25 protein-coding genes, 2 pseudogenes and 1 riboswitch are annotated in these 25,411 nt (G+C 71.3%); of the genes and pseudogenes, 12 read left to right on the top strand and 15 right to left on the bottom strand.

Features of this window, described 5'->3' with window-relative positions; all coding sequences use genetic code 11:
• Positions 1–98: 98 nt before the first annotated feature.
• From N8I87_RS06075 to bioB, 8 genes and pseudogenes are all read right to left on the bottom strand, one after another.
• Positions 99–596 (bottom strand): annotated as a pseudogene (locus N8I87_RS06075) (GNAT family N-acetyltransferase); the annotation flags it as partial.
• Positions 597–620: 24 nt separating this feature from the next.
• On the bottom strand, positions 621–1,508 hold the full coding sequence (locus tag N8I87_RS06070; protein ID WP_263206181.1) for an LLM class F420-dependent oxidoreductase: 888 nt from the start codon (positions 1,506–1,508) through the stop codon (positions 621–623).
• A 272-nt stretch (positions 1,509–1,780) separates the two neighbouring features.
• Positions 1,781–4,348: an ABC transporter permease gene (locus N8I87_RS06065; RefSeq protein WP_263206179.1), complete on the bottom strand. Its 2,568-nt coding sequence runs from the start codon at positions 4,346–4,348 to the stop codon at positions 1,781–1,783.
• Between the two features lie 4 nt (positions 4,349–4,352).
• Positions 4,353–5,174 carry an ABC transporter ATP-binding protein gene (locus N8I87_RS06060; RefSeq protein ID WP_263206177.1) on the bottom strand — a complete coding sequence of 274 codons (822 nt, stop codon included), beginning with the start codon at positions 5,172–5,174 and terminating at the stop codon, positions 4,353–4,355.
• A 228-nt stretch (positions 5,175–5,402) separates the two neighbouring features.
• On the bottom strand, positions 5,403–6,125 hold the full coding sequence (locus tag N8I87_RS06055) for a class I SAM-dependent methyltransferase (protein ID WP_263206175.1): 723 nt from the start codon (positions 6,123–6,125) through the stop codon (positions 5,403–5,405).
• 92 nt (positions 6,126–6,217) lie between these two features.
• Positions 6,218–6,934, bottom strand: coding sequence for a dethiobiotin synthase (gene bioD / locus N8I87_RS06050; protein WP_263206174.1), 717 nt, complete (start codon positions 6,932–6,934; stop codon positions 6,218–6,220).
• A gap of 1 nt (position 6,935) precedes the next feature.
• On the bottom strand, positions 6,936–8,216 hold the full coding sequence (locus N8I87_RS06045; protein WP_263206172.1) for an adenosylmethionine--8-amino-7-oxononanoate transaminase: 1,281 nt from the start codon (positions 8,214–8,216) through the stop codon (positions 6,936–6,938).
• Positions 8,209–9,418: pseudogene (gene bioB / locus N8I87_RS06040) on the bottom strand (biotin synthase BioB). The gene N8I87_RS06045 and the pseudogene bioB overlap by 8 nt, the downstream one beginning before the upstream one ends.
• Before the next feature lie 147 nt (positions 9,419–9,565).
• On the opposite strand from bioB, the gene N8I87_RS06035 reads away from it, so the two are divergent.
• On the top strand, positions 9,566–10,693 hold the full coding sequence (locus tag N8I87_RS06035) for an 8-amino-7-oxononanoate synthase (RefSeq protein ID WP_263206170.1): 1,128 nt from the start codon (positions 9,566–9,568) through the stop codon (positions 10,691–10,693).
• Positions 10,694–10,768: 75 nt separating this feature from the next.
• Here N8I87_RS06035 and N8I87_RS06030 read toward each other — a convergent pair whose 3' ends face one another.
• Entirely contained in the window at positions 10,769–10,993 is a 225-nt protein-coding gene (locus tag N8I87_RS06030) for a DUF397 domain-containing protein (RefSeq protein ID WP_263206168.1), read from the bottom strand.
• 12 nt (positions 10,994–11,005) lie between these two features.
• Entirely contained in the window at positions 11,006–11,872 is an 867-nt protein-coding gene (locus N8I87_RS06025; protein ID WP_263206166.1) for a helix-turn-helix domain-containing protein, read from the bottom strand.
• Between the two features lie 213 nt (positions 11,873–12,085).
• On the opposite strand from N8I87_RS06025, the gene N8I87_RS06020 reads away from it, so the two are divergent.
• Entirely contained in the window at positions 12,086–12,544 is a 459-nt protein-coding gene (locus N8I87_RS06020) for an ATP-binding protein (protein WP_263206164.1), read from the top strand.
• 3 nt (positions 12,545–12,547) lie between these two features.
• Here the strand turns inward: N8I87_RS06020 and N8I87_RS06015 are convergent, their stop codons facing one another.
• Entirely contained in the window at positions 12,548–13,471 is a 924-nt protein-coding gene (locus tag N8I87_RS06015) for a LysR family transcriptional regulator (RefSeq protein ID WP_263206163.1), read from the bottom strand.
• 127 nt (positions 13,472–13,598) lie between these two features.
• Between N8I87_RS06015 and N8I87_RS06010 the strand changes: the two genes are divergently transcribed.
• Positions 13,599–14,219 carry a LysE family translocator gene (locus tag N8I87_RS06010; protein WP_263206162.1) on the top strand — a complete coding sequence of 207 codons (621 nt, stop codon included), beginning with the start codon at positions 13,599–13,601 and terminating at the stop codon, positions 14,217–14,219.
• Positions 14,220–14,288: 69 nt separating this feature from the next.
• Here the strand turns inward: N8I87_RS06010 and N8I87_RS06005 are convergent, their stop codons facing one another.
• The 3 genes from N8I87_RS06005 to N8I87_RS05995 all read right to left on the bottom strand — a co-directional run bounded on the left by N8I87_RS06005 (position 14,289) and on the right by N8I87_RS05995 (position 16,245).
• Complete coding sequence (locus tag N8I87_RS06005) at positions 14,289–14,762, bottom strand: C40 family peptidase (protein WP_263206161.1); 474 nt, start codon at positions 14,760–14,762, stop codon at positions 14,289–14,291.
• A 3-nt stretch (positions 14,763–14,765) separates the two neighbouring features.
• Positions 14,766–14,972, bottom strand: a riboswitch (cyclic di-AMP (ydaO/yuaA leader).
• A gap of 320 nt (positions 14,973–15,292) precedes the next feature.
• Positions 15,293–15,601 (bottom strand): hypothetical protein, encoded by a 309-nt coding sequence (locus N8I87_RS06000; protein ID WP_263206160.1) that lies wholly within the window; start codon positions 15,599–15,601, stop codon positions 15,293–15,295.
• A gap of 8 nt (positions 15,602–15,609) precedes the next feature.
• On the bottom strand, positions 15,610–16,245 hold the full coding sequence (locus N8I87_RS05995) for an ATP-dependent Clp protease proteolytic subunit (RefSeq protein ID WP_263206159.1): 636 nt from the start codon (positions 16,243–16,245) through the stop codon (positions 15,610–15,612).
• A 141-nt stretch (positions 16,246–16,386) separates the two neighbouring features.
• On the opposite strand from N8I87_RS05995, the gene N8I87_RS05990 reads away from it, so the two are divergent.
• Entirely contained in the window at positions 16,387–16,671 is a 285-nt protein-coding gene (locus tag N8I87_RS05990) for a type II toxin-antitoxin system Phd/YefM family antitoxin (RefSeq protein WP_263206157.1), read from the top strand.
• Between the two features lie 128 nt (positions 16,672–16,799).
• On the opposite strand, the gene N8I87_RS05985 is transcribed toward N8I87_RS05990, so the two are convergent.
• A complete protein-coding gene (locus N8I87_RS05985) occupies positions 16,800–17,813 on the bottom strand; it encodes an ABC transporter permease (RefSeq protein ID WP_263206155.1) in 1,014 nt (337 codons plus the stop codon).
• 157 nt (positions 17,814–17,970) lie between these two features.
• Between N8I87_RS05985 and N8I87_RS05980 the strand changes: the two genes are divergently transcribed.
• From N8I87_RS05980 to N8I87_RS05945, 8 genes are all read left to right on the top strand, one after another.
• Positions 17,971–18,600: a TetR/AcrR family transcriptional regulator gene (locus tag N8I87_RS05980; RefSeq protein WP_263206153.1), complete on the top strand. Its 630-nt coding sequence runs from the start codon at positions 17,971–17,973 to the stop codon at positions 18,598–18,600.
• Positions 18,601–18,731: 131 nt separating this feature from the next.
• On the top strand, positions 18,732–19,034 hold the full coding sequence (locus N8I87_RS05975) for an urease subunit gamma (RefSeq protein ID WP_263206152.1): 303 nt from the start codon (positions 18,732–18,734) through the stop codon (positions 19,032–19,034).
• A 17-nt stretch (positions 19,035–19,051) separates the two neighbouring features.
• Entirely contained in the window at positions 19,052–19,372 is a 321-nt protein-coding gene (locus N8I87_RS05970; RefSeq protein WP_263216322.1) for an urease subunit beta, read from the top strand.
• Entirely contained in the window at positions 19,365–21,086 is a 1,722-nt protein-coding gene (locus N8I87_RS05965) for an urease subunit alpha (protein ID WP_263206150.1), read from the top strand. Before N8I87_RS05970 ends, N8I87_RS05965 begins: the two co-directional genes overlap by 8 nt.
• On the top strand, positions 21,086–21,760 hold the full coding sequence (locus tag N8I87_RS05960) for an urease accessory protein UreF (RefSeq protein ID WP_263206148.1): 675 nt from the start codon (positions 21,086–21,088) through the stop codon (positions 21,758–21,760). Before N8I87_RS05965 ends, N8I87_RS05960 begins: the two co-directional genes overlap by 1 nt.
• A gap of 450 nt (positions 21,761–22,210) precedes the next feature.
• Positions 22,211–22,891, top strand: coding sequence for an urease accessory protein UreG (ureG, locus tag N8I87_RS05955; protein WP_263206146.1), 681 nt, complete (start codon positions 22,211–22,213; stop codon positions 22,889–22,891).
• Positions 22,888–23,691, top strand: a complete 804-nt coding sequence (locus tag N8I87_RS05950) for an urease accessory protein UreD (RefSeq protein WP_263216319.1) — start codon at positions 22,888–22,890, stop codon at positions 23,689–23,691. The genes ureG and N8I87_RS05950 overlap by 4 nt, the downstream gene beginning before the upstream one ends.
• Before the next feature lie 88 nt (positions 23,692–23,779).
• Positions 23,780–25,375 (top strand): alpha/beta hydrolase, encoded by a 1,596-nt coding sequence (locus N8I87_RS05945; protein WP_263206144.1) that lies wholly within the window; start codon positions 23,780–23,782, stop codon positions 25,373–25,375.
• Positions 25,376–25,411: the final 36 nt, after the last annotated feature.

Raw genomic sequence — 25,411 nt, 5'->3', positions numbered from 1 at the left:
ACAGGGAGGCTCGCCCATGGGCGGACGCTCACACCTTTCGTCGGAGGGCCGAGTGGCCGGAGCCGTTTCCCTCAATGGTAAAGGATGGGCAAAGCGGCTCAGTCGGTCAGCGACTTCACCCAGCGCCGCCAGTGTTCCTCCGGCGCGTACCCGGCCGCCCGCCAGGCGTGCTGAGCGCTCTCGTTGCGGACCAGCACCATGGCGTCCCCGCGCCGACCGCCCAGCCGTACGAACCGCTCCTCGGCGGCGGCCAGCAGCGCCGAGCCGACGCCCTGCCGACGCCGCTCGGGATGCACCGCGAGCCGGTACAGATGACAGCGCCAGCCGTCGAAGCCCGCGATCACCGTGCCGACCAGCTCCCCTTCCCTCCCCCAAGCTCTCGACTCCGCTCGACCAGGGGGGACCCCCATCGCCAGGATCAGCGCCTCGGGGTCGTGGGTGACCAGCCGCTCCACACCGTCCCGGTCGTCGCTGATGCTCGTGCCCTCTGCGGCCGACTTCCAGAAGGCCAGCACGGTGTCGAGGTCGTCGGGTCCGGCGGCCCGTATACGCAGTTCCGTCATGCGGACGATCACACCACGGGCCATGGAACGCGACGCGGAATTCCGGCATGCGGACGGCTACTCGCCGCGCAACTCCGCGATCACGGGCGCGAACTCCTCCATGTACGGCTCCAGCACGGTCAGATACGAGAACCCGTACCGCTCGCGCCGCGCCCGCACCTGCTCGACGAGCCGCTCCAGGGGACCGGCCAGCACGACGGGCAACTCCAGCGCCTGTGCGGCGGTGAGCTGCGGCTGGCGCTCCAGCAGTGGCTTCAGCGCGGATCCGGGGTCGTCGGTGAGGGCCACCGTCTGGAGGAGCAGATTCAGCTCGGCGGGCTCCGTTCGTCCGGCCGCGAACTCCCGGTAGCGGCCCACGCGCTCGTCCAGCTCCCCGGCTGTCATGGGCCTCAGCCGTCCCGCCGTGCTCCCCGGCACCAGCCCGACCCCCGTGAAGCCGGCGATGTCGGCGTGCTCGGCGGTCAGGCGCAGGACGCGGTCGCCGTTGCCGCCGATCAGCAGCGCGACCCGTGACTGAGCCGGGCGGGGCTGGTGGTCCGCGGAGCCGAGCAACCGGTCCAGTTCCTCGACCGTGTGCCGGAGATGGTCCACCCGCTCGCGCGGCGAGCCGTAGGGCAGACCGGCCGTTTCGTGCTCCGCCTGTACGTAGCCGGTGCCGAGGCCGAGTTCCAGGCGGCCACCGGTCAGCGCGTCGGTCGTCGCCACCTCACGGGCCAGCAGCGCCGGGTTCCAGAAGCCCGCGTTGAGCACGAACGTGCCCAGGCGCGGCCGCTCGGTCGCCTCGGCGGCCGCCACCAGTGCCGGGAACGGCGCGGGCATGCCGAGATGGTCGGGGACGAGGATCACGTCGTACCCGAGCTCCTCGGCACGCCGGCACTTGGCGCGCCACTCCGCAGTGGGCGCGGGAGTGAGCAGGTTGACCCCGAAGCGGAACGGACGCGGCATGAACTCTCCTCGACAGCACGTGACTTGAGACTCCGTCGAGATTCCATCACGCGCGGGCGAGGGCCGTCGGCACGTTCATCACTCGTGCGTGACGGTCCGCCGGTGCTTCCACCATGCGTGCGTGACGGCCGCCGGCACGTTGATCACTCGTGCGCGACGGCCGCCGGCACCTTCGTCACTCGTGCGTGACGGTCCGCCGGTGCTTCCACCATGCGTGCGTGACGGCCGCCGGCACGTTGATCACTCGTGCGCGACGGCCGCCGGCACCTTCGTCACTCGTGCGCGATGGCCGCCAGCACATTCATGCGGGAGGCACGCAACGCCGGCAGCAGTGCCGCCACGATGCCCACGACCGCGGAGCCGATGACGACCGCGACGATCGTGCCCCAGGGGATCGCGAGCGCCGTCATGCCCTGCAGCGCCAGCACCTGCTGGGTGCACACGCCCCACACCAGTCCCAGCGCCAGTCCCAGGACCGCGCCGAACACCGCGATCACCACCGACTCCAGCCGGATCATCCGGCGGAGCTGTCGCCGGGCGAGACCGATCGCGCGCAGCAGGCCGATCTCCCGCGTGCGTTCCACCACCGACAGGGCGAGCGTGTTGACGACGCCCAGTACCGCGATGACGATCGCGAGTCCGAGCAGCGCGTACACCAGGTACAGCAGCACCGCGATCTGGTCGTGGACCAGCTTCTTGTAGTCGGCCTGGTCGCGCACCTGCACCTGCGGATACGCGGCGAGCGTCTTCTCGAGGCGCGAGCGCAACTGGTCGGCGGAGGTGCCGGAGGACTTGTTGACGTACAGGGACGCGTCCTGGCCGCCCGGTACGTACTTCTCGGCCGTGCCGATGCCGAAGAACAGCCCGCCCTGCATGCCGAACCCGCCGGAGCCGGCCTGGTCGGTGAGCGCGCCGACCTTCATCTCGGTCGTCCGGCCGCCCGGGAACTCGACCGGGATGACACTTCCGAGGCGCACCTTGTGGTCCTTGGCGAAGTCGGAGTCCATGCCGAGGCTGCCGTCCGCCAGCGCGGCCGCGGTGTTGCCGCTCGCGTAGGTGACGTGGGCGACGTCGTCGACCTGGGAGTCGTATCCGGCGGCGGTCGTCTCGATGCGCTTGCCGTCCGGCAGCCGCACCGCCACGGGCGCGAACCGCTGCCGTACGACCAGGCCCACACCGTCCGTGCCGCGCACCTTGTCGGTGATCTCCTGCGTGAACGGCAGGAAGTTGCTGTTCTGTACGACGAAGTCGGCGCCGAGCGTCTTGTCGATCTGCTGGTCGAAGGACCTGGACATGGAGGCACTCGCCACCGACATCCCGCCGACCAGGGCCAGTCCGACCATCAGGGCGGCCGCGGTGGCGCCCGTACGGCGCGGGTTGCGCAGCGCGTTGCGCTGGCTCATCCGGCCGATGGAACCGAACAACGCGGGAAAGGCCCCGCCGAGGACGCGGATCACCGGCCGGACGAGCAGCGGTCCGGCGATCACGGTCGCGATGAGCGTCAGGACGACACCGAGGCCGAGGAACGAGGCCGCCGAACTCGTCTTCGTCGCGACCGCGCAGCCGGCGAGTGCAGCCGCGCCGGCTGCCCCGACGACGGACCCGACGATCGCCCGCGTCCGCAACGGCCGCCCCACACCGGCGATCTCGGCGTCCGCGAGCGCCGCCATCGGCGACACGGTCGCCGCGCGCCGGGCGGGCAGATACGCCGCGACGAAGGTGACGCCGACACCGACGACGTACGAGGCGACGGGGGTCGGCCAGCCGACGACCATCTCGGTGGCCTTGAGGTTCATGCCGAACGCGCTCATCAGCTTGATCAGTCCGAACGCGAGCCCGATCCCGGCGGCCAGACCCAGCGTGGAGCCGACCACGCCGAGCAGCACCGCCTCGGTCAGTACGGACCGCCGCACCTGGCGCCGGTCGGCGCCCAGGGCACGCAGCAGGCCCAGTTCACGGGTGCGCTGGGCGATCAGCATGGAGAAGGTGTTGACGATCAGGAAGATGCCGACCAGGACCGCGATCCCGGCGAAGCCGAGCATCACGTACTTGATCACGTCGAGGAATCCGCCGAGGTCGGAGGCGTCCGACTTGGCCTGCTCGTCGGCGGTCTTCAGGTCGTAGCCGCCGGTGCCGATCGCCTGGCCGACGCGCTGCTTGAGCACGTCGTCGGTCACGCCCTTCGCCGCGTCCACCGAGATGGCGGTGGACCGGCCCGCGGAGCCGAGCAGTTCGCGGGCGGCGACGGCGGGGTCGAGGAAGACGAGCGCCGCGCCCGGGTTGGTGGTGGTGAAGGTGGCGATGCCGACGACCCGCACCTTGAAGGTGCCCGGCTGCGCCTGCACGGTCAGCGTGTCGCCGATCCGTACGTGCTTCTTGTCGGCGGTGTCCGCGTCGAGCAGCGCCTCACCCGCGCCGCGCGGGGCGTGGCCGGAGGTCAGCTTCACCGGACTGCGGTCGGTGAGGTACCAGTCGGTGGCGATGGTCGGGGCGCCCGTGGTCGGGCCGACGGATTTGTTCTTGCTGTCGACCACCACGATGTTCTGCACGGACACGTCGGCGTGGGTCGCCGCGACCCCGTCGACCTTCGCGACCCGGTCCGCGAGTGCCGCGGGGACGGTCTGCACGGCGCCGGTCGGCACCGACGACTTGAGGTCCTCCTTCGGCCCCACCGTCACATCGGCGGCGGTGGAGGCGAAGAGCCGGTCGAAGGTGCGGCTGACCGTGTCGGAGAAGATCAGGCTGCCCGCGACGAACGCCACGGACAGGACGACGGCCAACGCGGACAGCAGCAGCCGACCTTTGTGGGCGAGGAAGCTTCTGAGAGTTGCCTTCAGCACCGGGTCAGTCCTCCTCGGCGGCGAGGGCGCTGTCGCTGTCGCCGTCGAACGAGCCGCGTGCCACGTCGAACCGCTTCATCCGCTCCAGCACCGCCTCCGCCGTCGGCTGCTCCATCCGGTCCACGATCCGCCCGTCGGCGAGGAAGAGGACCAGGTCGGAGTGGGCGGCCGCGCCCGGGTCGTGGGTCACCATGACGACGGTCTGCCCGAGCTCGTCCACGGCGTCCCGCAGGATCCCCAGCACTTCGAGACCGGCGCGCGAGTCGAGGTTGCCGGTCGGCTCGTCGGCGAAGATCAGCTCGGGCCGGGAGGCCAGCGCCCGCGCACAGGCGACGCGCTGCTGCTGTCCGCCGGACAACTGCGTGGGCCGGTGCCCCAGCCGGTCCCGCAGCCCGAGCGTGTCGATGACCTGGTCCAGCCACTTCTCGTCGGGCTTCTTGCCCGCGATGTCCATGGGCAGGGTGATGTTCTCGGCCGCGTTCAGCGTCGGGATGAGGTTGAACGACTGGAACATGAAGCCGATCCGGTCCCGGCGCAGCCGCGTCAGCTCCCGCTCCTTCAGGCCCGTGATCTCGGTGTCGCCGAGCCACACCTGACCGGCGGAGACGTTGTCGAGCCCGGCCAGACAGTGCATGAGGGTGGACTTCCCGGAGCCCGAGGGCCCCATGACCGCGGTGAAGCGGCCGCGGGCTATGTCCACGTCCACCGAGTCGAGGGCGCGCACCGTGGTCTCGCCCGAGCCGTACGCCTTCGTCAGACCGCGCGCGCGGGCGGCGATCCCGTCGGCCGACTGCCCCGGCGGGTGCTCCGCAGCAGGTGTGGACACGGCCGCCTCCTCGCTCGCCTGGACTTCAGCACTCCCTTGCCGCGGCCGAGCCTAGTGTGACCATGGGCGCAGCCGGTATCCCCCCTGCGGTCGAGGCGGTCTCCGCCCCAGGAAGGGTCCCTGATACCGGTGTAAGGGGCAACCTCCACCCGTGGGCGGACGGCGAGCGTCGTGGGGGCCGAGGGATCGGCTCTCCGTGCCGAGGGATCGGCTTTCAACGGTGCCGGATCAGCTCTCCGCCGCGCCGGATCCGCGGTCCGCGGTTTCCTCGCCGGGTCCGGGGCGCCGGGCCGAACCCAGTACGCAGTACGAGGTGGGCAGCTTCGGCCCCTTCTCCGGCATCAGCACCTGCCGGTACGGGCCGAGTTCGAACCCGGACTCGCGCAGCGCGGCGACCGGTTCCCGGGCCAGGTGGCAGCCGCCGCTCAGCGCGGGCCACAGCGTGCGGTCCAGGGCGCGCTGGGTGAAGGTCATCGCCCGGCCGCCGCCCCTGCCGTGCTCGAAGAACCGCACCTCGCCGCCGGGCCGCAGCACGCGCCGCAGCTCCCCGAGGGCGCGCGGCACGTCACGGACGCTGCACAGGACCAGGGACAGCACGGCCGCGTCGTACGCCTCGCTCTTCACCGGGAGCGCCTCCGCCGCACCCGGCACCACATCCACCGGCACCTCGCAGCGCCGGGCTGCCTGCACGGCCAACTGTCGCAGCAGACGCTCCGGTTCGATCGCGACCACCTCCGACACGGTGCCCGGGTAGTGCGCGAAGTTCAGTCCGTTGCCCGCCCCGATCTCGATCACACGCCCGGACAGTCCGGCCAGCAGTCGGTCGCGCACCCGGGTCATGCCGAGTCTGGTCTCGGCGCGTGTGCTGACGCGGGCGTAGCAGCGGGCGAACAGCGGGTGGTGGACGGGATCCCGCGCCAACTTGCCGGAGCCCGCGGGTCGAATCCCCATGGCAACCTCCCAGACAGGACGGCCAGGTCGGGTCTAGGGGGATTGTCCCCCGTGCGGGCCCGTCACACCCCCCGCCGCGGGCTCACGCGAGCTTACGGAGCCTCTCGCACCCGGAATGCCTCCGCGTCCCAGCTGCCGTCCAGGCGAGGTGACAGCCAGCCCGGAGCCGCGGTGCGGAAGTCGGCGGGTGACAGTGCCCCGGCACCGGCGGGCAGTGCGCCCAGCAGCGGGGCGGTTGCCACCTCCGGCAGGTCCGCGAGGTTGCAGCGCGAGGCGAGGTCGGGTTCCTCGGGCCAGCTGCCGATCACCACGCCGAGCAGCCCGATCTCCCGGGACCGCAGTTCACGCGCCGTCAGCTCGGTGGTGTTCAGGGTGCCGAGCCCGGCGCTGGCGACGATCAGCACGGGTGCGTTCAGCAGCCGCGCCGCGTCCGCCAGCGTCCCGCCCGCCGCGTCGAACCGTACGAGCAGCCCGCCCGCTCCCTCGACCAGCACGAGGTCGTGGTCGGTGGCCAGCTTGGCGGCCGCCTCCGCCACCTCGTACGGGTGCACGGGTGCGAGACCCGCCCGCCGTGCCGCCGTGCCGGGCGCCAACGGGTCCGGGTAGCGCGCCAGTTCGGCCGCAGTCACCGCGCCCGCGAGACGCGCGACCTCGTCGGCGTCCCCCTGCTCGTCCGGTCGTACCCCGGTCTGCGCGGCCTTCAGCACGGCGACCGACCGGCCGGCCGCGAGCGCGGTGGCGGCCACCGCGGCGGTCGTGACCGTCTTGCCGACCTCCGTGCCCGTGCCCGTGATGACCAGTACCGGCATCTCATCCCTCCCGAGCCGCCGCGCGCACCGCGCGCGTGATCCGCGCCAGGTCCGCGTCACCCGTCACATACGGCGGCATCGTGTAGATCAGATCGCGGAACGGCCGCAGCCACACGCCCTCCCGCACGGCGGCCCGGGTGGCCGCCGCCATGTCCACCTCGTGGTCGAGCTGTACGACCCCGATCGCGCCCAGAACTCGGACGTCGTTGACCCCGGGCAGGTCGTCGGCCGCGGCGAGCCCGTCCCGCAGGCCCGTCTCGATCCGCTTGACCTCGGCCTGCCAGTCCTGGCCGAGCAGCAGTCCGATCGAGGCACAGGCCACGGCCGCCGCCAGCGGATTGCCCATGAACGTCGGCCCGTGGGCCAGCACCGGCACCTCGCCCTGCGAGATGCCGTCGGCCACCCGCGATGTGCACAGGGTGGCCGCCATGGTCAGGTAGCCGCCGGTCAGCGCCTTGCCCACGCACATCACGTCCGGCGCCACGGCCGCGTGGTCCGCCGCGAACAGCGCGCCCGTGCGCCCGAACCCCGTCGCGATCTCGTCGAACACCAGCAGCACGTCGTGCGCGTCGCACGCCTCGCGCAGCACCCGCAGATAGGCGGGGGAGTGGAAGCGCATCCCGCCCGCGCCCTGCACCACCGGCTCGACGATGACGGCGGCCAGTTCCCCGGCGTGCCGCTCGATCGCCTCGCGCAACTGCTCGGCGTACGCCTCCTCGTACTCGGCGGGCGGCGCGTCCGTGAACACCTGGCGCGGCAGGATGCCGGACCACAGCTGGTGCATGCCGCCGTCGGGATCGCACACGGCCATCGGCTGCCAGGTGTCCCCGTGGTAGCCGCCCCGCCAGGTCAGCAGGCGCCGCTTCTCCGGACGGCCCAGCGAACGCCAGTACTGCAGGCACATCTTGACCGCGACCTCGACCGACACCGAGCCGGAGTCGGCCAGGAAGACATGCTCGAGGCCATCCGGCGACATGTCGACAAGGAGCTTCGCGAGCCGGACGGCGGGCTCGTGCGTGAGCCCGCCGAACATCACATGGCTCATCCGCCCGAGCTGCCCCCGCGCCGCCTCGTCGAGCACCGGGTGGTTGTAGCCGTGGATCGCCGACCACCAGGACGACATGCCGTCGACGAGCTCACCCGAGCCGTCCGCGAGCCTCAGCCGCACCCCGCTCGCCGACTCCACGACGAGCGGTTCGACGCGACCGGGCATCGGGCCGTACGGATGCCACACGTGCCGCCGGTCGAGCTCCAGCAGCTCGGGCACGCTCAGGTCAGGCATTGGGCGCGAGATCCGTTCCCGCGCCCCGGCGGCGCACGGCGACCAGATCGGTACGCGGCTCGTTCACCTGCGCGCCGGCCTCCGCGGCGCGGCGGCGGCCGACCCGCAGACCCCGCCGCCCTCGTGCGACCCGCACCCGCCTCGGCGTGCGACCCGCACCCCGCCTCGGCGTGCGACCCGCAGCCGCCCGCGGCGCCCGCGCGGTGCTCCGGAAGCGTCACCTGGTCGGAGCCCTCCACCTCGAACCCGGCGTCCGCGATCATCTCCAGGTCCGCCTTGCCCGCCTGGCCCTCGCTGGTGAGGTAGTCACCGAGGAAGATCGAGTTGGCCAGGTTCAGCGCGAGGGGCTGCATGGTGCGCAGATGCACCTCGCGGCCGCCCGCGATCCGCACCTCGACGTCCGGGCACACGAACCGGACCATCGCCAGGATGCGCAGACACCGCTGCGGGGTGAGGTTCCACTCCTTGCCGAGCGGGGTCCCCTCGAACGGGATCAGGAAGTTCACCGGCACCGAGTCCGGGTCGAGCTCGCGCAGCGAGAAGACCACGTCCACCAGGTCCTCGTCGCTCTCGCCCATGCCCGCGATCAGACCGGAGCACGCGGACAGACCGGCCGAGTGCGCCTTCTGCACCGTGTCCACCCGATCGGCGTACGTGTGCGTGGTCGTGATGTCCGCGTATGTTCCCTCGGACGTGTTGAGGTTGTGGTTGTACGCGTCCGCGCCCGCGTCGCGCAGCCGCTCGGCCTGGCCGTCGGAGAGCAGACCGAGACAGGCGCACACCTCGACGCCCTCGTTCTGGTCCTTGATCGCCTTGATGGTGTCCGACACCCGTTCCACGTCCCGGTCCGTCGGGCCGCGTCCGCTGGCCACCAGACAGACCCGCTTGGCACCCCCGGCCAGGCCGGCGGCGGCGGCCTGGGAGGCCTCGTCGGGCTTGAGCCAGGTGTACTTCAGGATGCCCGCGGTGGAGCCCAGCCGCTGCGAGCAGTAGGAGCAGTCCTCCGGGCACAAGCCGGACTTGAGGTTGACCAGGTAGTTGAGTTTCACGCGCCGGCCGAACCAGTGCCGGCGCACCTTGCCGGCCGCGGCCACCACATCGAGCAGGTCGTCGTCGGAGGTGGCGAGCACGGCGAGTGCTTCGTCGCGGGTCGGCAGCTCGCGCCGAAGCCCCTTGTCCACCAGCGTGTTCAGCAGGTCCATGAGGTCCGATCCTGTCCTACGGGACCGCCCCGGGCCAAGGAGAGTTTGCACAACAGAGACGGATCACCGTGTGGGTATTGCCACACCCTGGGCGGCTGGGCGTCCGGCTAGTGTCTGTCCGCTACCTACAAAAGCCCCGGAGGACCCATGGCGTTCGGCTGGATCGACGACCAGGTGGAGCAGCGCCGCCGCGCCGGACTCGTACGGACGCTGCGCCCCCGCCCCGCCGACTCGCCCCTGTTGGATCTGGCCAGCAACGACTATCTGGGACTGGCCCACCACCCCGAGGTCACCGAGGGGGCCGCGGCCGCCGCGCGCACCTGGGGCGGCGGTGCCACCGGGTCCCGGCTGGTCACCGGCACGACCGAACTGCACACCGAGCTGGAGCGCGAGCTGGCCGGGTTCTGCGGCTTCGAGGCGGCCCTGGTCTTCTCCTCCGGTTACGCCGCCAACCTCGCCGCCGTCACGGCGCTGGGCCCGCACGGCTCCCTGATCGTCTCCGACGCGGGCAACCACGCCTCCCTGATCGACGGCTGCCGGCTCGCCCGCGGCGCCACGCAGGTCGTGGGGCACGCCGACCCGGACGCCGTGCGCAAGGCGCTCGGCACGCACGAGGGACCGGCGATCGTCGTCTCCGACACGGTGTTCTCGGTGGACGGGGACGCCGCGCCGCTGGCCGCGCTCGCGCGGGCGAGCCGGGAACACGGTGCCGGGCTGGTCGTCGACGACGCCCACGGGCTGGGCGTCATCGGCGACGGCGGGCGGGGCGCCCCGTACGCGGCCGGACTCGCGGGCGCCGAGGACGTGGTCGTGACCGTCACCCTGTCCAAGTCACTGGGCAGCCAGGGCGGTGCCGTGCTCGGTCCCGCCCGGGTGATCGACCATCTGGTCAACGCGGCCCGGACGTTCATCTTCGACACGGGCCTGGCTCCCGCCGCGGCCGGCGCGACCCTGGCCGCGCTGCGGCTGCTGCGCCGTGAGCCGGAGCGGGCACAGCGGGCCCGCGAGGTGGCCGCCGAACTGCACGCACGCCTGACCGCCATGGGTCTGCAGGCGGTACGCCCGGACGCCGCGGTCGTCTCCGTGCGGGCGCCGTCGCCCGAGGAGGCGGTGCGCTGGGCGGCCGACTGCCGTACGGCAGGCCTGGCCGTGGGCTGTTTCCGTCCTCCTTCCGTGCCCGACGGCATCTCACGGCTCAGGCTGACCGCCCGCGCGGACCTCTCCGAGGCCGAGATCGAACGCGCTGTACGTGTGATCGGCGAGGCGCGACCATGAGTCGGCGTGACACGGCCGTGCGCCGCCTGGACGGAACCGATCAATAGCGATCGGTCGGATCGGGTCGTACGGGGATCAGCGGAACGTGGCCAGGAACCCCGCCCAGCTCTCGGGGGAGAAGAGCAGTGCGGGTCCGGCCGGTGCCTTGGAGTCGCGCACGGCGAGCAGTCCGGTCAGCGGACCGGAGCGCGGCCGTGCCGTCTCCACGCAGTTGTTCGCTCCCGTGCTGTAGCTGCTGCGCAGCCACCGCACGCCGTGCAGATCGGTACAGGAAGGTACGTTCCGAGGCAGTGCAGACATGGTGCCTCCTCCTTACGCGCCGTCAGCTATCCCGGCGATGTAATCCAACGATTCCTCGGTCGAAAGGGCGTGGATCCGAAGGGTGTTGAAGGCCTCGGAGTAGGCCTGGAGGTCTTCTTTCCGTTCGAGATAGAGGCTACTCGTCAAGTGGTCGAGAACAACCACATCCAGATCAGATGTGCTCGGAAATGAGAAGATAACGAAAGGTCCCGTGATGCCGATGTGAGCACCGGCGGCGAACGGCAGGACCTGGAGCCTCACCTGGGGCAGGCGCGCCGCCTCCACCAGCCGTTCCAGCTGCCGCGCCATGACGTCGGGCCCGCCCACCTCCCGCCGCAGCACCGCCTCGTCCAGGACGGCGCTCAGCTTCAGCGGCGGCTGCGACCGCAGCACGTCCTGCCGGACCAGCCGTACCCTGACCAGTGCGTCCAGCCGCTCCTCGGCGTCGTCGAAGCCGCTCACGGCCGCCCGGGTCACCGCACGGGCGTACTCCGGCGTCTGCAGCAGCCCCGGGACAACCGACGTCTCCAGGGTGCGCATCGCGCACGCCTGCGACTCCAGGCTGATGAAGTCCCGGTAGGCGGGCGGCAGCACCCCGCGGTACGCGTGCCACCAGTGGTGGCGGCCGCCGACGTCGTCCGAGCCGGCCAACACCATCAGCAGCTCGCGCAGTTGACCGTCCACCACGCCGTACGCGTCCAGGAGTAACCGTACATCGGCCGGTTTCACCCCACTGGCGCCCGTCTCGATGCGGCTCACCTTCGACTGGTGCCAGCCCACCAGCCGGGCCGCCTCACCGCTCGTGAGGCTCGCCCCGGTGCGCAGTGCGCGCAGTTCTGCTCCCAGTTTCCGGCGGCGCACCGCGGGACCGTTCTGCATGGGCTACTCCCTACTCCCTTCGAGCCGCCCAAATACGGTCTGCCGTCGCAGAGTTCACCGCTTCGAGCGACAGATATATGCATATCTTGGTGGATCGCCCCCGTGACACGTGCCGCAATGGCAGTCTGACGACGAAGCACCAGTCCGGGACCGTACTCGAACCATCCGGCTCCGTGCCGGACTGCGGTCCCGTGGGAAAGGGACGACGTCGTCATGGCAGACCATCTGGAAGCATCCGTCACTCTGCCGAGCGATCCCGCCTCGGTTGCCGCGGCCCGTTCCTATGTGCTGGCCACCCTCGCGGAATGGGGTCTGCCACCGGACACGGAAGTGGCCGACACGGTCCGGCTCATCGTCTCCGAACTCGCCACCAACGCCGTGCAGCACACGTTCGGTCAGTCACCCACCTTCACGGTGGACCTCGTGCTCGATCGTGACGAACACCTGCGCATCGGCGTCACCGACAGCCATCCACGCTTCCCGAAGAGACTGCCCGCCGCCGTCCAGCAGGACAACGGCCGCGGCATGGTGATCATCCGCTGGCTCACCGCCGAATCCGGCGGCAAACTACGGGTCCGGCCCACCCGCGAGGGCGGCAAGACCGTCTCCATCGAACTCCCCTGGACGGTACCCGCCCAGCCGGTCACGGCCGCTGGACAGCAGGAGCCGTGATACTCAGCCCCCCGCCGTCTGCTGCGCACGTCCGAACGCCCCGCGCAGCAGGGCCCGGAAGGCGTCGGCGGCCGGAGCCACCTCGTCGGCCCGGTACGCGACCGAGATCGTACGTCGCAGCTCTCCTGCCCCCAGCGGGCGCACCCCGACCGGAGTGACCGCCGTCCGCGCCACCATCTCCGGTACGACGGCCACGCCGAGCCCGGCACTCACCAGCGCGCACACCACGGCGTAGCCCGGGGTCGGCACCAGTACGGACGGCGTGGCCCCCGCCTGCGCCAACAGCGCCTCCACTCCCTGCCGGGCGGGCAGTTGCGGCGCCATGCTGACCAGCGGCTGACCCGCAAGCTCCGACAGCGGCAGCCGGGAGGAGCCACTGCTCAGGGCATGCCCCGGGGCTGTCACCAGGACCAGCTCGTCGACCAGCACCGGCTCCAGACCCACCGAGGACGGCACCGGAACCGGCTCCGCCGGGTGATACGCGTGCGTCAGCGCCAGGTCCACCTCTCCGGCCGCCACCGCCGCCACGCCGGCCGGGGGATCGTAGTCCGCCACCGACAGCTCCACATCCGGATGCGCCCGGCGGAACGCGCTCAGCACCGGCGGCAGCAGATGGATCCCGGCCGTCGGAAACGTACCGAGCCGGAGTGTGCCGCCCGACAGACCGGCCAGCCGGGCCAGTTCGTGCCGGGCCCGCTCCAACTCGTCCAGCACCCGGCGGGCCCGGGCCACCAGCAGCTCGCCCGCGTCCGTCAGCCGCGCCCCGCGGTGGTGCCGGACCAGCAGCGCCGTCCCCGCCTCCCGCTCCAGCTTGGCCAGCTGCTGGGAGAGCGCGGGAGGTGTGTAGCCGAGCCGCTCGGCGGCACGCGTGATGGACCCCGCCTCCGCCACCGCGACGAGGGCGGCGAGTCGGGTGGGGTCGTACATACCGGTTGCCTGCCCGAAGGAGTGCCCAAAGGAATGCCCAATGGGTGCGAGCCCAAAGGAATGCTTAAGGATAACCCAGGAGATCCTAAATACCTGCTGAAGGTCCGTCCGCGGCAGGCTGGGCGCCATGGACGGACAGCTCCTCGCCTTCACCGGGATCGCCGCCGGCATGGTCGCCATGCCCGGCGCCGACTTCACCGTCGTCGTACGCAACGCACTGGTCTCCCGCCGGGCGGGCATCGCCTGTGCGCTCGGCATCGCGTGCGGGCTGCTCGTCCACACGGCACTGGTGGCTGCGGGGGTCGCCGCGGTCCTGGTCGCCGTGCCCCCGCTGTTCCGCACTCTGCAGCTGCTCGGCGGCGCGTATGTGCTGTATCTGGGCGGACGGACGCTGTGGTCGCTGCGGCAGCCGCAGGGCGGCGACACGGACGGCGGCACGGCCTCTGCCGCACACCCGCTGCGTCAGGGGTTCACGACCAACGCCCTCAACCCCAAGGTCTCGCTGACCTTCCTCAGCCTGCTGCCCCAGTTCGTACCCGCGGGCAGTGCCGCGCTGCCGAGGACCCTGCTGCTCGCGCTGATCGTGATCGGGCTGACCCTGGTGTGGTTCCCGACGGTGGCGCTGCTGGTGGACCGGCTCGGCCGGTGGCTGCGCCGGCCGCGGGCCGCCATGGCCCTGCAGTCGGCGACCGGTGTGGCGCTGACGGTTCTGGGCGCCGCCCTGCTCATCGAACCGCTCCTGGCGTGACACCGGGTCAGGCCGGAGCGGACCCGAGGGGGTGACGGCGCGACATCGCCCGTCACCCCCTCGGGCGGGTCAGCTGACCCGGCCGTACCAGACGCTCCTCGTCCAGATCTTCTGCAGCTTCACCACGTCCCCGGTCTTCGGGGCGTGCCAGATCTTCCCCTTCCCGGCGTAGATCCCCACGTGGTACACGCTGGAGCCCGAGTGGAAGAAGACCAGGTCACCGGCCTTGCGGTTCTTGGCCGAGATGTGGTGGGTCTTGTTGTACTGCTGGGCGGCCGTACGGGGCAGGCTCTTGCCCGCCTTCTTGTACGAGTACAGCGTGAGCCCGGAGCAGTCGAACCTCCGCGGCCCGGTGGCGCCCCACTTGTAGGGGGACCCCTTCTTGGAAGCCGCGACCTGGAGTGCCTTCGTCGCCATCGTCGCGGCCGATGCGTCGGCGGCGACACCCGGAACCACGATCGAGCCGCCCACGGCGGCGATGGTGAGGGCCGAGGCCGTACCGGCCCGGGCCATGAGCGACGGGACACGATTGAGCGCAGTCATGCGCAACCCTTCGTCAGCCGCCTGTGAAGGATGACCTGTCGGATTCGGGCTGGCGAAGTTGCCCGGCCGCGTTGCCGCGGCTTCACCCCAAGGGCTGCTCGGAACGAACAAACAGACGAACGAACATCCGTTCCGGCGACCCGTCTTGCTTGGGTCCTCCACTCCTGCCGATCCACTCCTGTCGACCGGTCATCCGGGCGGCGGCAGGACTCGGCGTCCGCCCGGACCGCCCCGCCGCTGTGGCGGGGGCTTGTCGTCAGACAGGGATCTTCACTCACAGGTGTCCGAAAATCCCAATGGAATCGGGGATTTGTGGTGTTACTCACCACTCACCCGTTCGGGTGGACATCGCTGTGTTCGAGTCATGGCCGAGGGGGGCAGGTACCCCCGGACCAGCGCGGAAGCACCTCACCGTCCCCCTCGGGCAAGCGTGTTGTGCAACCTCCACGGCCTCGGAAACGGACCTGCGACTACTCCAATCAGCGGTACGCCCTTTGGGTCGTTTCAACTCCGGTCCGGACGGCAGTGCGTCAATCGGCGGCGTGGGGTGGGACGGTGACCCTCGCGGTCCGGCGTTCGCCGTCCAGCACCCGCAGTGCGCGTGCCAACGTGGCCGCGTGCAACTCCGTCTCGCCGCGCTGGTGCATGAGGGTCAGCGCGTCGCGCAACTCGGCCGCCGCACGGACCAGTGCCTGGGCGGCCCGCAGCCCGCTGTAGGTGCCCTCGTGCCGGGCCGGATTGATCCGACCGAGCAGGTCGACCACATCGAGGTAACGGTCGATCAACTCACCCTCGGCCCGCGTCAGGGCGGGCAGCGGCGGCAGTTCCGGAGGCATCATCCGCCGGCTCACCCCGCGTCCCGGGTGATGCGGGAGGCGTTGCGGCTGGTGATGATCCCGTCCACCAGCCCGTATTCCAGCGCGCCCGGCGCGTCCAGGATCAGATCCCGCTCCAGGTCCTCGTGGACCTGTTCCGGGCTGCGTCCCGTGTGCCGGACGAGCATTCCTTCGAGCAGGGCCCGGGTCCTGCTCAACTCCTCGGCCTGGATGACGAGGTCACTCGGTTGGCCCTGAACCGGCTCGGCCAGTGAGGGCTGTCGGATCAGCACACGTGCGCCGGGCAGCGCGAACCGCTTGCCCGGTGTCCCGGCGGCGAGCAGCAGCGCGGCGGACGAGCCGGCCTGCCCCAGGCAGACCGTCTCCACGTCGCAGCCGACGTACCGCATCGTGTCGTAGATCGCCGCCATCGCGGTGAACGAGCCGCCGGGCGAGTTCACGTACAGCGAGATGTCCCGGTCCGGGTTGTCGTGCTCGAGATGCATGAACTGCGCCATCACGTCGTTGGCCGACGTGTCGTCGATCGGCGTGCCCAGGAAGACGATCCGCTCCTCCAGCAGCTTCGAGTACGGATCCAGCGTGCGCTGACCCGTGCTGGTGCGCTCGGTGAACTCGGGCAGGACATAGCGGGCGGACGGTCGGGACATGGCGTACCCCTTCTCGCGGCAGAGCCGTCTCCGGTAGAGCTCTCTGTGTAAAATGTACAGGACGTACAGAGTGTGGATGCAAGGGTCCGTCCGCGGCGCAGAACCTGCGGGCCGCCGGAGGGGTCCCCGTAAGCTGGGGGTATGGCCTACGAGATTCCGGTGACGCAAGCCAGGGCTGAGCTCGCCGACCTGATCAACCGGGTGGTGTACGGCGGTGAGCGCGTCGTCGTGACGCGGCACGGAAAGCCTCTCGTCGCCCTCGTCTCCGCCGCCGACCTCGAACGGCTGGAGGAGCTCCAGGAGCCCGCGGAGGACCAGGTGATCACCTCGGTCGCCGGCGTCCACGAGTCCGCGGCCGCGCCCGCGACCCACGACCGCCGGCGATTCGGCATCGCGGCGGAGCACCGGGGGGCCGGCGGCGCGTAGGACCTCCGGCCGGCCTTCGCCGGGAACGGCTGGGCGGGGCTTGGCTGTGCGGTGAGTGAGAAGACCGAAAGGACCGTGCACCCCCGTCCGCTACTGCGGGGGGGCACGGTCGCTTGTGCGGGCGCCGGTCAGCCGATCGGCGCGAGTTCCCGCTCGGGCACCGGTTCGCCGCTGTGGGCACGTGACTTGAGCGCACTGCCGAGTAGTACCGCGCCCAGGCCGAGGGCCGCCCACCAGCCCAGGGTGAGGGCGGGGACGGTCGCCGCCGCGCCGTCGAAGTACGACACCGAGCGCAGCAGGGTCGTCCCCGCGCCCGGCGGCAGCCACTGACCGATCGTCCCGACCGGTTCGGGAAGCATCTGCGGCGCCGAGGAAGCGCCGGCGAACGGGTTGCCGAACAGCATCACCACGCCGGCGACGATCCCGATCCCGGCGGTGCCGACGAGCGCGGCCAGTCCGGCGACGGCACCGCTCACGGCCAGCGTCGACAGTCCGAACGTCGCCGCCTCCACCCACCAGTCGCCCGTGATCACCCCGAGCCAGCTGTCCGCGATCCCGGCGGCGGCCACGCCCACCAGGGCGGCGGCCCCCACCAGCGCGGTCACCGCGCGGACGCCGCGCAGCCCGAGCAGGGTCACCACCGAGCCCGCCGCCATGCCGGCCAGTGCGAGCGGCAGCACGCTCGCGGTCAGGGCCGCGCCGCGCGGGTCCTTCGGGGAGGCGGCGACGACGTCGACGGTCTTCATCGGCGCACCGGTGGCCGAGGCCTGTCCGGCAACCGCCTGCTGGAGGAACTGGGCGACGACCGGGCTCGCGGCGGAGGCGGTGAGGAGTTCGGGGCCCCGGTCGGTCACGACCACCGCGCCGTATACGGTCCGGTCCTCGATCGCGCCACGGGCGGCCGCCTCGTTCGCGTAGCGGTGGATATCGAACGCGCCCTCGTGCGCCACCAGTTGCTGCTCGATCTGGGCCGTCGCGACCGCCGGGCCCGCCACGCCGAGCGGCAGGTCGCGGGGTGCGGTCCGGGCGGCGGGCCAGGCGAAGGCCCACAGGGCGAGGGCGGCCAGGACGGGGACGAGGACGATCACCGCGAGCAGGCGTCGGGCGGGTGCCCTGGTGGGGGTCGCGGAGGCGGTGGACATGGCTTCTCCTCGGATCGGGGGAAGGGGCGGGGCGCTTGCCGGGGCGGAACCTGCCGTCCTCGGGCTAAAAAGAATGACTGTTCGTTTTACGGCGCCCTCACCATCCTCCGGGTGGTGTGCCTTGTCAAGAAGGAACGTTCGTTTTAAGTTGAGGGCCATGGCCCGCGTATCCCAGGCGCATCTGGACGCCCGCCGCCGTCAGATCCTCGACGGCGCCGCCCGCTGCTTCGCCCGCAACGGTTTCCACGCCACGTCCATGCAGGACGTACTGAAGGAGACCGACCTCTCCGCCGGCGCCGTCTACCGCTATTTCAGCGGTAAGGACGAGCTGATCGGCGCGATCGTCGGCGAGGTCCTCGACGTGCTGCGCGAGACCTACGAGGGGGCGGCCGTGGAGACCCCGCCGCCGCTGCCCGATGTGCTGATCCCCCGGGCCCTGCGGCAACTGCGGGAGGTCAGGCCGGGGTTGCTGGAGAGCGGGGAGTGGCTCTTCCCCCGGCTGATGATCCAGGCGTGGACCGAGATCCTGCGCAACGCGGAGCTCGCGCGGATCGTGCGGGCCGGCTACGACCGGGTCCGCGCCGCCTGGGTGAGGGTCGTGGAGAGCTACAAGTCCGCCGGCCTGATCTCGGCGGACGCCGACGCCGACGCCATGGCCCGGGTGATGATCGCGCTCGCGCAGGGCTACGCCGCACAGCTCGCCGTCATCGGCGACCTGCCGTCCGGGACCCTGGCGGACGGATTGCGGGCGTTGATGAGCATGCGGGACCCACGCTCGACCGTGTGACGATCACAGTCTGCTTAACGTGCCCGAAATCCGGTCCAACTAGCCTGCCCCTCCACGCCATCAGGCACTTTGCCCCGTGGCCGCGGCAACCGGGCCCCGCACGGTCCGGAGCGAGGACTGTGAGGTGGGACGTGCAACTGACCCCGCACGAGCAAGAGAGGCTGCTGATCCATGTGGCGGCCGACGTCGCCGAGAAGCGCCGCGCCCGTGGGCTGAGGCTCAACCACCCCGAGACGGTCGCGCTCATCACGTCGCACATCCTCGAAGGCGCGCGTGACGGCCGTACCGTCGCCGAACTGATGGCCTCCGGACGCAAGCTGCTCACCAGGGACGACGTCATGGAGGGCGTGCCCGAGATGATCCACGACGTCCAGGTCGAGGCGACCTTCCCGGACGGCACCAAACTCGTCACCGTCCACGACCCGATCGTCTGACGGGGGAGGCCGCCGTGATTCCCGGAGCGATTCCCGGAGAGATCCTCTTCGCCGAGGACCCGATCGTCTGCAACGAAGGCCGCGAGGTCACCCGCCTCACCGTCCTCAACGCCGCCGACCGGCCCGTCCAGGTCGGCTCCCACTACCACTTCGCCGAGGCCAACCCGGGCCTGGAGTTCGACCGGGCCGCCGCGCGCGGCAAGCGGCTGAACGTCGCCGCCGGCACCGCCGTGCGCTTCGAGCCCGGGATCCCGGTGGAGGTGGAACTCGTTCCACTCGCCGGCGCCCGGGTCGTGCCCGGACTGCGCGGGGAGACCGGAGGCGCCCTCGATGCCTGAGATCTCCCGCGCCGCCTATGCGGACCTGTTCGGCCCGACCACCGGTGACCGGATCCGGCTCGCCGACACCGACCTGCTGATCGAGATCGAGGAGGACCGCTCGGGCGGGCCCGGACTCGCCGGTGACGAGGCGGTCTTCGGCGGCGGCAAGGTCATCCGTGAGTCCATGGGCCAGTCGCGTGCCACCCGCGCGGAGGGCACCCCCGACACCGTCGTCACCGGTGCCGTCATCGTCGACCACTGGGGGATCGTCAAGGCCGACATCGGCATCCGCGACGGCCGGATCACCGGGATCGGCAAGGCCGGCAACCCGGACACGATGGACGGGGTGCACCGCGATCTGGTCATCGGCCCGGAGACCGAGGTGATCGCGGGCAACGGCCGGATCCTGACGGCGGGCGCGATCGACGCGCACGTCCACTTCATCTGTCCGCAGATCGCCGACGAGGCGCTCTCCGCGGGAATCACCACCCTGGTCGGCGGCGGCACCGGTCCGGCCGAGGGTTCGAAGGCGACGACGGTGACCCCCGGGCCCTGGCACCTGGCCCGGATGCTGGAGTCGATGGAGGCCCACCCGCTCAACATCGGTCTGCTCGGCAAGGGCAACACCGTCTCGCACGACGCGATGCTGTCGCAGATCCGTGGGGGAGCGCTCGGACTCAAGCTGCACGAGGACTGGGGGTCGACGCCCGCCGTCATCGACGCGTCCCTCACCGTCGCAGAACGGACCGGGATCCAGGTCGCCATCCACACGGACACGCTGAACGAGGCCGGGTTCGTGGGCGACACGCTCGCCGCGATCGGCGGGCGCGGCATCCACGCCTACCACACCGAGGGCGCGGGCGGCGGGCATGCGCCGGACATCATGACCGTGGTGTCCGAGCCGCACGTGCTGCCGAGTTCGACCAACCCGACGCGGCCGTTCACCGTCAACACCGCCGAGGAACACCTCGACATGCTGATGGTGTGCCACCACCTGAACCCGGCGGTGCCGGAGGACCTGGCGTTCGCCGAGTCCCGGATCCGGCCGTCGACGATCGGGGCGGAGGACATACTCCACGACCTCGGCGCCATCTCGATCATTTCGTCGGACTCGCAGGCGATGGGGCGGGTCGGCGAGGTCATCATCCGGACCTGGCAGACGGCCCATGTGATGAAGCGGCGGCGGGGTGTGCTGCCCGGTGACGGGCGGGCGGACAACCGGCGGGTACGGCGGTACGTCGCCAAGTACACGATCAACCCGGCACTCGCGCAGGGTCTCGCCCGGGAGGTCGGCTCCGTGGAGACGGGCAAGCTCGCCGACCTCGTGCTGTGGGAGCCCGCGTTCTTCGGGGTGAAGCCGCATCTCGTCATCAAGGGCGGGCAGATCGCGTACGCGCAGATGGGTGACGCGAACGCCTCGATCCCGACACCGCAGCCGGTCCTTCCGCGTCCGATGTACGGGGCGATCGGGCGGGCGCCGGCCACCAACTCGGTCAACTTCGTGGCGCCGCTCGCCGTCGAGGACGGGCTGCCGGAGCGGTTGCAGCTGGGGAAGCGGTTCGTCGCCATCGACTCGACGCGTGGGGTGACCAAGGCGGACATGCGGGAGAACGACGCACGGCCCCGGGTGCGGGTCGATCCCGACAGCTTCGCCGTGCACATCGACGGCGAGCTGGTCGAGGCGACTGCGGCCGCCGACCTGCCCATGGCCCAGCGCTACTTCCTGTTCTGATGTCCAGGGCAGCGCTGCTCGTACTGGCCGACGGCCGGTTTCCCGCCGGAGGGCATGCGCACTCCGGCGGGGCCGAGGCGGCCGTCAAGGCCGGGCGGATCACCGGGGCCGCGAGCCTGGAGGAGTTCTGCCGGGGGCGGTTGCACACGGTGGGGCTGGTGGCCGGTGCGCTGGCTGCCGCAGCCGTGCTCGGTGTGGATCCCAGGGAGTTGGACGCGGCGGCCGATGCGCGGACGCCGTCGGCCGCGCTGCGGGGCGCTGCGCGGCGGCTCGGGCGGCAGTTGATGCGGGCGGGGCGGGCGGCGTGGCCCTCCGGGGAGCTCGACGCCCTCGCGAGGGAGTTTCCCAAGGGGGCGCATCAGCCGGTGGTGCTCGGTGTCGTGGCGCGGGCGGCCGGGCTCGGGGCCGACGACGCGGCGTACTGCGCGGGGTACGAGAGTGTGAGCGGGGCGGCTACGGCTGCCGTGCGGTTGCTGAGTCTGGATCCGTTCGATGCCACCGGGGTGTTGGCTCGGCTGGCGCCGGAGGTGGACCGGGTGGTGGACATGGCTGTTGCGGCTGGGTGGGGCGTGGTCGAGGGCGGGGTTGACGCGTTGCCTGCGGGGGCTGCGCCGTTGTTGGAGATCGGGGCGGAGGCGCATGCCGCTTGGGCTGTGCGGTTGTTCGGGTCGTGAGCTGTCTTTGCCCACGCGCCCACCCGACTCGGTGGGCCGAGAAGCGCCCGTCCCCGGGGCTCCGCCCCGAACCCCGTCCTGCCCACCCGCCCGACTCGGTTGGCTGGAAAGCACCCCTCACCCTGGGGCTCCGCCCCAGACCCCGGCGGGGACTTCGTCCCCTGCACCCCTGGCGGGGCTCCGTCCCTGCCCCCCGGTGGGGACTTCGTCCGTGCACCCCTGGCAGGGCTCAGGGCTCCGCCCGTGCACCCCTGGCAGGACGCCTGGCCGTCAGCCCCTCCTCTCGCGGGGCTCCGCCCCTGCACCCCGTCAGGAGCCCTGCACCTACCCCGGCAGGCCCCGCCCTGCCCTCCCCCATCAGTCACCCCGCCCCCCGGCCCGAAGGGCCCGTCCTCGAATGTCAGGTCCGGTGAATGACCGTTCAGAACCAGCTGGATTGGAGCCGCTGCTATGCACCTTGATCACACCCACCACCATGCGTCCGCCTCCGTAAGTGCCGATGCCCGGCGGGCGGACGGGCGGCGGCGGGCGGTGCGGATTGGGGTTGGTGGGCCCGTTGGGTCCGGTAAGACCGCTACCGTTGCCGCGTTGTGTCGGGTGTTGCGGGACGAGTTGTCGCTGGCTGTCGTCACCAATGACATCTACACGCGCGAGGACGCCGAATTCCTGCTTCGTGAGGCCGTGTTGCCGCCCGAGCGGATTGCGGCCGTGGAGACGGGAGCCTGTCCGCACACGGCGATCCGGGATGACATCTCCGCCAATCTCGAGGCAGTGGAGGATCTGGAGGATCAGGTCGGGCCGTTGGACCTCATTCTTGTCGAGTCCGGTGGGGACAATCTCACCGCCACCTTCTCCCGGGGGCTTGTGGACGCGCAGATCTTTGTGATCGATGTGGCCGGTGGGGACGATATTCCTCGTAAGGGCGGGCCCGGTGTCACCACCGCCGATCTGCTCGTCGTGAACAAGACCGACCTCGCGCCCCATGTCGGCTCCGATCTCGGCCGGATGGCCGCCGATGCGAAGGCCCAGCGGAGTGAACTGCCCGTTGTGTTCCAGTCGTTGAGGAGTGCCGTGGGGGTTGCGGATGTCGCTGCCTGGGTGCGTGAGCGGGTTGTTGCGTGGAACGGGTGAGGGGGAGTGGGGTGCGGGCGGGCGTGCGGATCGTCGCCCGGGAGGACGGGCGGGGTGGTACGTCGCTGCCCGTGCTGGAGGGCGGAGGGGCGCTTGCCGTGCGCCGTACTCGGGCGAGGGGGACCGAGGCGCGGGTCATGCTCGTGGGGGCGATGAGCGGGCCGCTCGGTGGTGATCGGTTCAGCGTGGAGGCCGAAGTGGCGGAAGGGGCGCGGCTGGATGTGCGCTCGGCCGCCGCCACCATCGCGCTTCCCGGGCAGGCAAAGGGCCGAGCGACGTACGACGTGCGGCTGCGCGTCGCCGACCGGGGTGAACTACGCTGGCTGCCCGAGCCGTTGATCTGCGCGGGCGGGAGCGATGTGGCCGTGAGCACGAGGGTCGAGATGGGAGGCGAGGGCCGGCTGTTGTTGAGGGAGGAGCAGGTGCTCGGGCGGGTCGGTGAGGAACCCGGGCGGCTTGCCGGCCGTCTGACCGTGCGGGTCGCGGGGCGGACCGTGCTCGACCAGGAGTTGGTGTGCGGGCCCGGTGCGCCTGGCGCCTGGGACGGGCCTGCCGTGCTAGCGGGACACCGTGCCGTGGGGCAACTCGTCGTCGTACGGCCCGAGTTCCGTCGGGAGCAGCCCGCGGCCCGGGTGCTGGGGGAGTGCGCGGCGCTGACTCCGCTCGCCGGTCCCGCCGTACTGGTGACCGCCGTGGCGGCCGATGGGCTGCGGCTGCGGCGGGTGCTGGACGAAGCGCTGAGCCTTCTTGAACAGCCCTCCGCTCAGCGGGACTTGATCGTCCGGTTATCGGATTGGTAAAGAAGGTCCACGACCCCTGTTCCCAGGCTTCTCACAGCCGCGAGGATCCTCCGTGACCATTCGCAGATATGCACGGGGAGGGGCCCACTTGAGGGACATCAGACCGAAGAGCCGCGCGCTGGCGCTCGGTTCGGCCGGAGCACTCGTCACGGCGACCCTGATAACCGGCGCCCTCGCGGCGCCCGCGGCCGGTGCCGAGTACCGTCACGGCCAGGACCGGGAGGCCCGCGGCGCCACGATCGCCGCGGAGCGCGCCGCGACGGCGGGCATCAACTGGCAGGACTGCCCGGCCGACTGGGGGCTGGCGAAGCCGGTCCAGTGCGGCTGGGTCAGCGTGCCGCTCAACTACGCCAAGCCGTACGGCAAGCAGATCAAGCTCGCCGTCGACCGCATCGGCAACACGGGGACGAAGAAGGACCGCCAGGGCGCCCTCGTCTACAACCCCGGCGGTCCGGGCGGCTCCGGCATGCGCTTCCCGCTCCGGGTCACCACCAAGAACCCGCTGTGGGCCAACACCGCCAAGGCCTACGACTTCGTGGGCTTCGACCCGCGCGGCGTCGGCCACTCCGCGCCCATCTCCTGCATCGACCCGCAGGAGTTCGTCAAGGCGCCCAAGGCCGACCCGGTGCCGGACACCGAGGCCGACAAGACCGCGCAGCGGAAGCTGGCCCGCGAGTACGCCGACGGCTGCTACGAGCGCAGCGGCGCGATGCTGCCGTACATGACCACGCCGAACACCGCTCGCGACCTCGACGTCATCCGGGCCGCCCTCGGCGAGAAGAAGCTCAACTACCTCGGCGTCTCCTACGGCACCTACCTCGGCGCCGTCTACGGCACGCTGTTCCCGGGCCACGTCCGCCGGATGATCGTCGACAGCGTCGTCAACCCGTCGCGCAAGAACATCTGGTACCAGGCCAACCTGGAGCAGGACATCGCCTTCGAGGGTCGCTGGAAGGACTGGGAGGACTGGGTCGCCGCCAACGACGCCACCTTCCACCTGGGCACGACCCGCGACGCCGTCCAGGCCAAGTGGCTCCAGCTGCGCGCCACCGCCAAGAAGAGCCCGCTCGGCGGCATCGTCGGCCCGGCAGAGCTGATCTCCTTCTTCCAGAGCGCCCCTTACTACGACTCCTCCTGGGTGCCGGTCGCCACGGTCTTCAGCAAGTACGTCGCCGGTGACACCCAGGCCCTCGTGGACGCGGCCGCCCCGGACCTGTCCGACACCGCGGGCAACATCTCCGCGGAGAACGGCAACGCCGTCTACACGGCCGTCGAGTGCACCGACGCCAAGTGGCCCACCAGCTGGCAGAAGTGGAACCGGGACAACACCCGGCTGAACAAGGACTACCCGTTCATGACCTGGGCCAACGCATGGATGAACCTGCCGTGCGCCACCTGGCCGGTCAAGCAGCAGACCCCGGTGAACGTCAAGACCCACAAGGGTCTGCCTCCGGTGATGATCGTGCAGTCCACGCGTGACGCCGCCACCCCGTACCCGGGCGCGGTCGAACTGCACCAGCGCTTCAAGGGCTCTCGTCTGATCACCGAGAAGGACGCGGGCTCGCACGGTGTGACCGGCCTGGTCAACCCGTGCATCAACCAGCGCGTGGACGACTACCTGCTCACCGGCAAGCTGGACGCCGCGGACGTGACCTGCGCGCCGCACGCGACGCCCAAGCCGTAACCAGCCAGCGGGAATTCGGTACGAGGGCGGGGCGGC

Source organism: Streptomyces sp. HUAS 15-9 (assembly GCF_025642155.1).
Classification (GTDB): Bacteria; Actinomycetota; Actinomycetes; order Streptomycetales; family Streptomycetaceae; genus Streptomyces.
The sequence above is the reverse complement of the archived record's forward strand: the minus strand, read 5'-3'. Positions and strand labels throughout refer to the sequence as shown.